We start from the raw sequence: 11,028 nt of genomic DNA on the forward strand, positions 1-11,028 counted from the left end.
AAGGTGATCAGCTCGTACCCAGTTCGGGTTCCTGAGAAGGGAGGCATGGCTTTTTCTGGGCAGGCTGTGCTCTTTTTTCGCCATGCTCTTGCTGCCTTATACTGAGGAGAACTTCTGTTTGAAAGGACACACTTCCTATGAGAGCCGCCGCCGTGGCATTCGTGCTGGTTGCTGGAGCTGCCGTGGTCCTGTGGTTCGGGAATACGCTGAATTCCTGGGTGCTTGGTGGCCTGATAGGCGGATTGGCAGCCTTACTGCTTAGTATCCCCATTTCTCTCTCTCTCTTCTCTTTTCTCTCCCGTCGTCACGATGAGTACTTCCGAGCCGAGTTGCAGGCGCACATGGCTCTCGAAACGGCGCGCCAGTTGCCCCCCCAGGCCTCTACGCGCGCCGCCCGCCAGCCGTTGCTGGCTCAGGATGGCAGACGGGGCGAGACGCGCTATACACGAATGGCTAGTGATGAGGAAGCCCTGGTCGAAGAAGAGGAGGAGTGGAGTTTTGTTGAGGAAGAGGATGAAACTGATTCCAACGATGGATATGTGACCTTTGACGATGAGGAGCCAGAGGAGGAGATGGTACGCGTTCGGAGGCCTGCTTCTATGCCGCTCTCATCACGTCTATCTCGCTCATTATCTCGAGAGCTTCCGGCCCGTTCCCCCTCTTCGGCTCCCTTGCAGTCACGCTCGACCGGGCGCCACTCCTCCGGTCTCCAGCCGCAGACGCGCTTCGAGGGTCCCCGGCCCCAGCCGCTCCAAGAGGGCTATCGGCTCTCCCCCGCACCCGCTGGCCCGGCGTATCCAGGGGTCCCGCGCTCTCAGGCCGCGGGCAAGCGTCGTCAGAGTCAGTACTTCGCAGAGGCCCTGCGCACCGCACGCCTGGAGGCGGTGCGTCAGCAGGAAGAGGCCGTTAGCGAGGAGGACGTTGAGATCTCTCCCATGCTTCCGCCGCCGCCACCAAGGCTGGCGGCGCGCCGTTCTTCCGGCCTCTCTGGGTCGATGCCTGCTTCTCCCTCTTCTGCGCTCTCCGCTTCCGGACAGCGGGCGCAAACCATGCAGCAGATGCAACAGCGCCAGCCTCGGCCTTCGCAATCGTTGGGACGGTCAGAGCGCTCAGCCTTGTCTGATTCTGGGCCTGCTGCTCCATCGCGAATGGCTGGGCGACGCCCGCCGCTGGCCGCCGGGCCTGATGAGATTGGGGAGATCTATGATGGGTATGGCTCTGCTCTGAAGACGACAAATGCGGGAAGGGAACCCCTGGGGCGTCCCTATGTGACGAGCGAGCAGCGTCTCCTGCGCGGCTCGCCCTCGGGGAGCTTGAGAAATCCCCTGGTACGCCGCCCTCCCTATCTTTATGAGGATGACCCGCTGCGTGCCGAATTGAGTCAGTTTGCCGAGGAGCCAATCACTCGCCGCTCTTCTCGTCTTCGACGCTTGCCTGCCGCTGACGATCTCTAGAGGCTTGGGGAGATCAGGGTCGGAGCGGGAGCGCCCGATCAGGTAGCTGGCGACTTGCCGGGCCAGGAGCTGGGGCCAACGCCACGGAACGGGACGTTGGTACCCTTTTCCTGGCGTCCGCTGGCCGAGTGTGCTAGGATTGCTCAAAAGTGCAGGAGCTTGCCTTACAAAGGAGGCCGCGTTTTGTTGAATCACTTGATCGAGGCTCTCACCAGCTTGATCACGAATCTCTATGTCTCGACGGGTCTGCTCGGGATCGTGGTGGCTATGGCGATCGAGAGCTGCTGCATTCCCCTGCCCAGTGAGATTGTTATGCCTCTGGCCGGCGTGATGCTCGCTCAGGGCAGGTTGCTTCCTGGTCTCAACTCCTGGTTGGCTCTGCTGCTGGTGGCCCTCTCCGGCTCTCTTGGCTGTTTGCTCGGCTCGATGCTGGCCTATGCGATCGGGGCCTCTGGCGGGCGCCCACTGATGTTGAAGTATGGTCGCTATCTGCTGATTTCGCAGCACGATGCCGATAAGGCGGATGAGTTCTTCCGACGCTGGGGAAGCGCTACAGCGTTCTTCTCGCGCCTGCTGCCAGTTGTACGAACATACATTTCCCTGCCTGCCGGTATTACAAAAATGCCGTTTGGGCGCTTCTGTCTCTACACCTTCCTTGGGTCGCTGCCCTGGTGCCTGGTTCTGGCTTACGCTGGCACGGTGCTGGGTAATCACCTGGATACCTTGGCCCCGATCTTTCACAGCCTCGACGGGGTAATCGTCCTGGCCTTGCTGGTGCTGGTGGTCCTCTATGTCTGGCGGCATATTCGCAACGATCGGCGAGCGCGCGCCGCGCACGCCGCCGCTGAGGCCGCGGCCGCCCAGCAGCAGCCGGCTGGCTGGCAATCACCGGTTGCCGGTCCCGACGGGCAGCGCTTTCCGTCAACGCCTTCTCAGGCTGCTCCCTGGGGAGGGCCTGTGAGCCAGCCCCCCTTTGGACCCCCGTGGTCCAATCCGTCGACGGCGCCCTCGGCTCCTCAAGCCGCTCCCTCGCCTCAGGTTCCCTGGCAAGGGCCTCCTGTGCAGGGCCAGACTTTTCGACCGCCCTGGCCCGCACAAGGCCAGGGCGGACCAACGGGTCCCTATTCTCGCCAGTAGGCTAGTGGCAGCAAAGCGGCGCAGCAGTGGTAGCCGGCAAGGGCAGGTGCCCGAGCCGGCCTCTTTGTTTATGGCCCGCTCCGGGCGGCTTGAAGGGTACAGGGGGTCGAAATTGCAGCGACTGAGGGGGAGCCAGACGAGCAACCTGCTGGGGGCGGGCTTGTGTGGCTTCTCTCTCGCTGGCCGCCAGCGCCAGGGACTGGGGGAGACCGGCGCCTGGGAGTGCTGGTCGGAGGAACGGGGGTGGGGGAGATCCTCCCAGGCGTCGGTCTTGACAGCAGGAACCATAGGGGTCTGTCTGCTCCCTATAATAGGGGGAAGAAATCAAAAAATCCTAAGCCAATTACAAAGATTCTGTAAAGAATCTGGCCCTGACTCCTGGTCCAGGCTCTCTGGCCCTCCCCGACGAGCCGCTGCGGCCTCCAATCGACCCAGCGGCTCCCCTCCCTCCTTCTTCCTGGCTGGACTGGGTAAAGAGAAGACGGAGAGCACCGCCGACAATGGAAGCGGTGCCCTCCGTCCGAGAGGAGGGGGGACAAGGAAGCGCTTGCCCGCTCAATCAGGGCCTCTAGGGCAGACTGCTGAGGTGTGGCCCCACGGTATTAGCGAAGGCATAGCCATTGGAGGCGTCCCAGTTAATCGACCAGGTCATGGCCCCGCGCAGACCGGGATAGGTCTTAGAGGGCTTGAAGCTGGCGCAGTTGGTGCCGCTGCTGAGGCAGTCAAGGGCTGCGTTAACTACTGAGGGAGCAACGTAACCGCCGCCCGCCGCCGAGGGTGAGGCAGGCAGCCCCAGGCCGACCTGATCGGGGCGTAGGCCGCCCTGCAGCTGGATGCAGGCGAGCGCAGTGATAAAGTCCTCGCTTCCCTGGGCATAGACCTTGCCATCGCAGCCGTTCATCGTTCCTGAGTTGTAATACTGAGTGTTAACGAGAGTCAAAATGTCTTTAATGTTCAGGGCGAGCTGGAAGTAGGCGCCCGCCGTCGACTGCATATCGATGGTCTGCGGGGCCAGGGTGATGATCAGATTGGGCCCGGCCAGGGCCGAAAGTTGTCGTAGGGCGCTGGTCAGATAGGTGGGGTTGATCCCGTTTTCAAGATCGATGTCGACGCCGTCAAAGCCGTAAGTGGTCATGAGCTGGTAGACGCTGTTGGCGAAGTTCGTGGCACTTGTTGCGTCGTTGACGGTGATGGTGCCATTCTGTCCGCCAACGGAGATAATGACCTTTTTCCCTTGCGCGTGCAGGGTAGCGATGTCGCTGATAAACTGGCTGGTAGTGTAGCCACCGAGGGCTGAGGAGAGGCCGGAGTCGATGCTGAAGGTGACGGCGCCCGGACGCGAGGGGTCGGCGTTGGCAAAGGCCACGGCAATCAGATTGTAGTAGGAGTTAATGGCGCTCAGCCTGAGCGGTGTGGCTCCGTTGGTGAAATCCTGCCAGTAGCCGGTCAGGACATGACGCGGAAGGCTGCCCCCGCAGCTTGTGCAGGGCGTCGGCGTCGGAGTAGGGGCGACCGTGCTGGTCGGTGTTGGGGTGCGGGTCGGTACCGGCGTGGGACTGGGCGTTGGGGTCGGACTGGGAGGGCTGGTCGGTGTTGGCGAGGGCGTCGCGGTGGCGCTGCCTGCTGGCCCGCTCAGGCTGACGTCATCGACATAGACGCTCCCTTGCAGATACCAGCCGTGCACGTAGATGGTGACGCTGGTGGTTGAGGCACCTGTGGTAAAGGAAACGCTGAGCAGGGTGTAGCTGCTGCTGCTCGTCCAGTTGCTGGCTCCCCCGCTGATGCCGAGATAGGCGTATGGACCGTTGACGTAGGCACTGAGGGTATAGCTGCTGTTGGGCTGGACGCCGATGGTCTGGGTACACTGCCCGGTGGTGGAAGCTGTGGGATTCATCTGCAGGGCATAGCTGCCGCTGTGCACCGGAGCAGTCACAACAGTGTCACCGGGGTCGCAGCTCCAGCCGCTGAGATTACCGCTCTCAAAGCCCGGGTTAGTGACAAGGTTGCTGCCTGCGGCAAAAGCCCCGCCTGCCGAACGCAGAAAGAAGGCCGCGGCAAGACCACTGGCGATCAGCAGGGCTGAGAGTAATGCGAACAGGATGCGCGGTCGCAGAGGAGGTAACGGCCCAACCTTGGGCAGCCTACTGGGTAGGGGCATGGCAATGGCTATCCTCCTTGCCTTAAGATGCTTAGACAGCCCGAGGCTGTCAGGTGCCGCGGCAGGGCATGCTGGCCTCATGCCTGCAGCCTGCCCCCTGGGTGGATAGACAGGCCGTGCCCTGCCGGCCAATCCTTCATGCCCAATGATAATCAGAGATAATCATATCGTCAAGATGTCTAGACCACTCTGGCTAGCGAAGAAGAAAAGAACCCGCAGCCAGCCAGCCCAGGCAAGAAGAGGGAAACAGCGACCTGTCTGTCTGGCTGGCTGGTGGTCCTGGGTGCGGGTGCTGGGCGGCGAGTGGCTGGCAACAGCCTGGCTGGGCTAGGGAGCTGTTAAGGGTTGGGCCAGGCGGTAGCGCAAGAAAAGATAGCTATCGGCTCGCTTCACGCTGAGTAGCTCCCCCCAGCGTGGGTCAGTCGGCAAGAAGAGCTGACCTGAGACAAAGCCGGGGCGAAGTTCCTCCGCGTCGCGTCCGGCGAGCTGTGGAGCCAGCGTGAGAAACAGCTCATCGATGAGCCGCTCGCTCAAAAAGCGCCCCATCAACTGGGGCCCTCCCTCTATCAGGATGCGCTGGCACGGTTGCCAGCGGCCGAGCGTCTCCACAACGGCGCGCGCCGGCAGAGGGCCCTCCTCAGCGGCGATCAGCAGCTGCAGTCTGGGAGGGAGGGATTGTTGCTGGAGCTGGGCCGCCCCTCGTGCGCTGGTGATCAGCACAGCGCTGATGGCCTCTTCCTGGAAGAGCGGCAGGCTGAGATCCAGGTTGCCGCTGTTGCTGACGATCACATTCAGTGGCTGAGGGGCCAGGCCCAACTGCTGGCGGAGCTGGCCATAGTCGCGGGCCAGCGGAGGGTAGATATAGTCCGGCGTCCAGCGATGCTCTCGCGCATCGCGCAGCGTGCCTGCCCCGACAATAACCGCGTCGACGCAGGCGCGCAGCAGTCCCATGACCAGATGATCGTGCTCGTTGCTGCCGCTGATGTCCAGACTTGCACCATTGGCATGAGCAACCGCTACCCCATCGAGGGTCTCGACAAAGTTGCTGACGATATAAGGGCGCTCTTCTGGGACCGGCGGGAAAGCCAGCCGTCCGTAGAGATGGGCTAAGCGTGAAGGGAGCGGCAGGGCCTGACCCTCTGCCTCGGCCTGCTCAAAGAGGGTCTCGAGAGGAGATAAGGTCTGCATGGCTGGTGAACTGTTCTCGTTCTTCACCTGATCTTCTCCTGGTATCTGGGCTAGGTTTCGCACCTGGTGGCCTCTCCTGCCTGATGAGCCTGACAGGAGAGGCCACTCCAGCGTTCTATCTTCTCTGCTTATCACGCTGTTTTGCCCATTTGGGGAACCCTGGGTCTCAATCAGGGGTGGTGAGATCCTGCCAGCGGGCGCCGCTGTTAGCGATCATGCTGCCAATGGCGGCAACGCCCAGACAGGCCAGGGCCAGCCCGCCAACAATATACCACCAGGAGCCTGCGCTGATCTGCGGAATCCAGGGGTAGATGACGGTCGTGATCATAGCCGTCAGGCAGGAGAGCAGTCCAGGAATACAGCAGAGCCAGAGGATAGGCCTGACGAAGGGCTTGGGAAACAGGCTTTGCTTATTCAGGAGGTCCGTATAACGGTATGTACAGACTAGCGTATCGATGAACAAGAACATGACGGAGAGCGCCCAGACGAGGGTGGCTGCAGCGATCAGGACATTATAGGCTTCGGTTGCAAAGTCGCTCGGCGACGATGGGGCGATCAGATAGGGGATGACCAGGAAGATGATGGCCGCAAAGCTCAGGCTGATAGCGGTCTGAAAAATGATGGCATTACCTGGTACTCGGTTGCCGTTGAGGAGGCCCACCTGCCTGGGCAGGTGCTTATCGATGGCGCCAACCATCAGCAGGCGTGAAAAGGTGGAATTGAAAAATACAGGTACGATGAAGAAATAGATTAAGATGCAGACGAGAACCAGGTCCCCCGCCCACTTACCAAAGACCATGTCCATGAGCAGCACTGGAGCGAAGCCGTTGTAGGCGGCCTGCTGTCCCTGGACCATGAGCATGGCCAGGGAGGTGATCAGATAGCTGGCGAAGACGATAGGAGTGCCCCAGAGGAGATGGCGCGTGATCACCTGACGCTTTGGCAGCATCTCCCCACCCAGGATTAAAGGCACCTCAGTGCTGAGGTAGGCAAAGGTGGCGTAGCCAAAGGTGATGAAGTTGGTCGGGCCAAGGCTCCATTCGGAAGGATGAGTGAGGCTTGTGGCGGTGGCATGTCCCTCCCACAGCCAGATCAGGGCGGCCAGTCCCATCAGGGGCACGGCCATAAAGTAGATTATTGTTAATATATTGATCATATTTTGGACGAGGCGCAGGCGCTGCTGGGCAATCAGGCAGGAGAGAATGAGCAGGCCGATGATCACCAATCCTTGCTGCCAGGGTTCGCTCAGCCAGCCGCTGTGCAGGTTTTGCAGATAGGTGACGAATAGCTCGGGGCCTCCGATAATGAGCAGGGCACCGGAGAGCCAGGCGCAGAAGCCCGAGAAAAAGCTCCAGTATTGACCGAGCGCCTTGTAGCTCCAGTTGTAAAGCGCTCCCTCGTGAGGGAATAGCAAAGCTAGCTGGGCGGTAACAACGGCACAGGGAAGGAAAAAAACCAGGGCCCCCAGCAGCAAATAGCTGATCCCAGCCGCCCCGCTACCAACGAGTAGTGTCGAGATAGTGATGTTGAAGAGTAAAAGCATGTAGTTGGCCGTCATGTCCAGGGTATTGAGCTGGACGGGCATGGTGCGCGGAACATACGATTCCGACATCAACTCTTTCTTCTCTGCTGGCTCTTGTGTCATAAAAATTTTCTCCTCTAGCGTTTTTGATAAAGTGGTTTTTTGACCTGCCATACCTGAAGGAGCCAAGTAAGAGAGAAAAACGCCTGTAGTCCAGGATCGCCACTGTAGAGAGAGCAGAACGGTCGGCAAAGCTCCCTGATGGGAAACTGCCACCGCGTTCTACTCTCTCCTTGTCATATTGGTTAAAGTAGCCAGGAGAGGAATTGGCCGTAGGCAGCCGGCTGCCTTTTTAACATAACAAGAGAGGCGGCACTGTGCCTCTACTGCCGGCTGCCGCTGCAGCGATTGACCAGCTCACAGATAGCCTGTCTGGTCTCCTCTGCCTTCTGCTCAACATAGGGCATGTGACCGACGCCCGTCTGGTAGAGATGGACCTTATCGGTGCTGGCCACGGCGGAGAGGAAGCGATTGGTATCTTCGAGCGAGGCGAAAGGATCTTGATCGCCGGTGACCACCAGGAGCGGACTGCTGATGCGACCAGGGGTTTGGACGTGAGGAAGCCGGCCTGCTTCCAGGTAGGGGCCGACAGGGTAGGCATAAGCTGTACCAAAGTGAGCCTGGTGCCACTGCAGCACCGCGGGAGGGGCCGAAGGGGCGAACATCTCCCACTCTTCTTCGGTGGTGTAGGCGTAGCCGCAGGGGGCTTGCTCCAGCTCAGCCAGCATCTCATCGATCGGAGTTGCCAGGGCGGCGTAGATAAAGCCAAGCAAGACCAGGCCGGCGATGCGCTCGGGGTAGCGCTCGGCCACGACAGGTGCCACCATCGTCCCGTAGCTTTCGCCGATCAGAATCACGCGCTCGTGACCGGTGACATGGCGAACAAAGTCGAGGACGGCCGCCGTATCGGCCACTGAGCTGGCAACCGTCACTGTCTTGCCATCGGCGACGCGGCTGGAGCGCCCATGTCCGCGAAAGTCGAAGGCGAAGGTGTGCGAGCCGTTCTGGGCCAGGGCATTGACCAGCGAGGCGTTTGCTACTGGGACATCGTAGCCGCTGCTATCCATGCCGGCCCCGTGCAGCAGCACCACCGGGAGCTTGGTATCGCCCCCCGCGATCCATAATAGTTGAGCCTGGAGGCTGTCGGAGTGAAAGCGAGCGAGTGCTTACGGTTGCAGCCCTACGTTGTGAAGCCCATTGCTGGCCGGAGGGTGCCGGTAGAGGACGGGCTGCACGATGTGGGGACGCTGACCGATGCCACGGCCTTACCGGCGCTGGAGGTGGAGGAGGCTCGGACCTCTAAGAGTGGCGGGCAATCGGTAGGAAGAAAGCGCTTGCGCCGCTTGGCTCTAAGCCCGCCCGGCCTGACGGTGCTGGAGGCAGCGGGAGCAAGCGCGGGCTACGCTGCCATTTGAAGTGGTTTCTCTTTCCCTTCGACGATCTCCCCTGAGAGAAGCATGCGATAGATCGCTTCTTTTCCTGTCTTTCAGTGTCCGCAAGCGGATCGAGGACGCCCTTCATCTCTGATTTCAAGCCCTCAGAGATGGGGGTTTTGTTGAAGCGACTCAAACCACGCGCCTGGGTCGCTTTCCAGACAGTAATCTGCAAGTGTTCTCGCAATCTCTGATTTCAAGCCCTCTCGACACATCTGTGCCCATTCCATCCCTTTCGCGTATCCCTGTGCAGCATATTCGCGAGCTTGAAGCAGACATTCCAGAATATCGGCCTCACGCGCCAACTGTCCCTCACGCGTGAGCTGTTGTGCTTGTTCTTGGAAGAGTTCAGCAATTTTTTGCGGCAGGTATTCGGGAAGATGCTCTACCTGGTCACGAAAAGCGCGTGGCTCTGCTTCTTGAGAGGCGAGATAGCGACGAGCTAGCCAGGAGATATCCCCAACTCGCGCCTCAGCGGCATCATGAAATAGACAGATGCTCGCCGTCCTCTCCGCATCAGCCCCCTCCAGAGATGCAAGGATATATCCAATGATGGCGGTGCGAAAACAATGCTCGGCCACAGTTTCTGGATCTCTCACGCCCATGCGCCACCATCCTGAGCGTCTCAACCGCTTGAGATGTCCTATCTCGTACAGATAGTGAGCGACCTGCTTCAAGTTCGGTCCCATTCTATTCGGCTCCCTCTTGTCCCCAACGCAGCGGGAATTCGTGCTCGACTGAGAACCAACTCGCTACCAAGACCATGTGGCTAATATGCGTCAGCGTTTGCTTGTCTTTGCTGGTCCAACAGCCTCGCTGCACGACCAAGACCGGCTCATTTGTTACTAACTGTAGTAGTGCTTGTTCCTCTGGGGAGGCATTTCTCGCCAGGTAGCGGTCCCTTTCCCAAGCTGGGGAGAGAGATCGCAACTCCCGTATCCGCTTAATGACATCAAGCGACGGATCTCGCTGTATTTCAGCCAAAATTTCTCCCACTAATTCCACAGGATAGTAGGTGGACCAGAAACAGATTGGTATGCCATTTGCCAGGGTCATGCGAGTCCTGCGGACAAATCTCTGATCGCTATGAAGCCGGAAAGTTCTCGCAACCTCCTCCGGTAGATCAGTAATCTCTACGGAGATTGTCTTCGTTTCTGCCTGGTAACCCAATGAGCGCAGGAATACGGTCCAATCTCCGAGTAGCCCGGATATCAGAATAGGATCTCGTTGTTCCAGCCTCCCATCGCGTAACGCAAGCACTTCTGCTTTTTTGTAAAAGCGTGGGGTTGCTTTTCCTTCAAAGTGGTATGTCCGGAGACGAGGCTTAATGCGTTTGTAAAAAAGATTTCGCGACGCAGGCCAAAGCCGAAGCACCTCATCAATAGTGAGGTATTCTTCTCCATTGATGACCTTCATCAATGCTTTCCTCCTTGGAACTCTCGGTTCCTTCTTCAATCTTATCGCAACTGTGTTCTCTCTGTCAAATCTGTCTCGTGCCTGTCTCGTAAATTCCCCTGATTTTTGGATACGAAATATTGATTTCTTGGTACATTCGTGGTATAATCAGGGACAGATAAGGACAAATTTCAAGGAGGCGCTCCCTTGGGCGCGGACCTGCTCGGAGACAGGTCCTGACTCGAACTCTGACAACTGAATACGGATCGGCCCGGCCAGGGGCCGGCGCCCGCGGCCACATGGCAGGGAGGTGGAGGCAGTCCGCGCAGTGGGCCGTTGCGGGCGGACCTCTGCACAGCTCCCCGGGGAGCTGTGCAGCAGCCGTAGCGGAGGCGTCCCGGCCACGATCCCTGGCGTTCTTTCCCCCTCTTTCTCATTCCCCCTATCTTTCTCCTATCCAACACGGAGGTGAACATGCCTCTCCCTTTCTGGGGAAGGCGTCTTCTCTTCCTTCCTCGCCCTCTCCCGGTGGCGAGAGTGATTGTGCCCTTTGAGGAGGTGTCTGGTTATGAGTTTGCCCTGGCGTTGGTCCTCTCCCCGTTGGTCCCGCAGGGCTGGGGACTCCCAGCGGATGTCCTCTTATGCTCGTCTGGTTTTGCGTGCCCGTGATCGGTTGTGTGG

The 11,028-nt window shown here is 59.6% G+C and carries 9 protein-coding genes; 3 read left to right on the forward strand and 6 right to left on the reverse strand.

Translation table 11 applies throughout. From position 1 onward, the window contains the following. Window positions 1–137: 137 nt before the first annotated feature. Together ACFMO7_RS01170 and ACFMO7_RS01175 are read left to right on the forward strand one after the other, a co-directional pair. Complete coding sequence (locus ACFMO7_RS01170; RefSeq protein WP_376793706.1) at window positions 138–1,454, forward strand: hypothetical protein; 1,317 nt, start codon at window positions 138–140, stop codon at window positions 1,452–1,454. Between the two features lie 183 nt (window positions 1,455–1,637). After that, window positions 1,638–2,591 carry a VTT domain-containing protein gene (locus tag ACFMO7_RS01175; RefSeq protein ID WP_376793707.1) on the forward strand — a complete coding sequence of 318 codons (954 nt, stop codon included), beginning with the start codon at window positions 1,638–1,640 and terminating at the stop codon, window positions 2,589–2,591. Window positions 2,592–3,159: 568 nt separating this feature from the next. On the opposite strand, the gene ACFMO7_RS01180 is transcribed toward ACFMO7_RS01175, so the two are convergent. From ACFMO7_RS01180 to ACFMO7_RS01195, 4 genes are all read right to left on the reverse strand, one after another. Continuing rightward, window positions 3,160–4,749, reverse strand: a complete 1,590-nt coding sequence (locus tag ACFMO7_RS01180) for a chitinase (protein ID WP_376793708.1) — start codon at window positions 4,747–4,749, stop codon at window positions 3,160–3,162. A 327-nt stretch (window positions 4,750–5,076) separates the two neighbouring features. After that, complete coding sequence (locus tag ACFMO7_RS01185) at window positions 5,077–5,964, reverse strand: RibD family protein (RefSeq protein WP_376793709.1); 888 nt, start codon at window positions 5,962–5,964, stop codon at window positions 5,077–5,079. A 139-nt stretch (window positions 5,965–6,103) separates the two neighbouring features. Beyond that, the gene (locus ACFMO7_RS01190) at window positions 6,104–7,582 is read right to left on the reverse strand and encodes an APC family permease (protein ID WP_376793710.1); all 1,479 of its coding nucleotides are present in this window, start codon (window positions 7,580–7,582) and stop codon (window positions 6,104–6,106) included. Between the two features lie 260 nt (window positions 7,583–7,842). Further along, window positions 7,843–8,610 (reverse strand): alpha/beta hydrolase, encoded by a 768-nt coding sequence (locus tag ACFMO7_RS01195; protein ID WP_376793711.1) that lies wholly within the window; start codon window positions 8,608–8,610, stop codon window positions 7,843–7,845. A gap of 57 nt (window positions 8,611–8,667) precedes the next feature. Between ACFMO7_RS01195 and ACFMO7_RS01200 the strand changes: the two genes are divergently transcribed. Then, on the forward strand, window positions 8,668–8,934 hold the full coding sequence (locus ACFMO7_RS01200) for a hypothetical protein (RefSeq protein ID WP_376793712.1): 267 nt from the start codon (window positions 8,668–8,670) through the stop codon (window positions 8,932–8,934). Window positions 8,935–9,056: 122 nt separating this feature from the next. Here ACFMO7_RS01200 and ACFMO7_RS01205 read toward each other — a convergent pair whose 3' ends face one another. Together ACFMO7_RS01205 and ACFMO7_RS01210 are read right to left on the reverse strand one after the other, a co-directional pair. Continuing rightward, the gene (locus tag ACFMO7_RS01205) at window positions 9,057–9,641 is read right to left on the reverse strand and encodes an HD family hydrolase (protein WP_376793713.1); all 585 of its coding nucleotides are present in this window, start codon (window positions 9,639–9,641) and stop codon (window positions 9,057–9,059) included. Between the two features lies 1 nt (window position 9,642). Beyond that, a complete protein-coding gene (locus tag ACFMO7_RS01210; RefSeq protein ID WP_376793714.1) occupies window positions 9,643–10,368 on the reverse strand; it encodes a UTRA domain-containing protein in 726 nt (241 codons plus the stop codon). Window positions 10,369–11,028: the final 660 nt, after the last annotated feature.

This window comes from Thermogemmatispora sp., from assembly GCF_042408735.1.
Lineage (GTDB): Bacteria > Chloroflexota > Ktedonobacteria > Ktedonobacterales > Ktedonobacteraceae > Thermogemmatispora.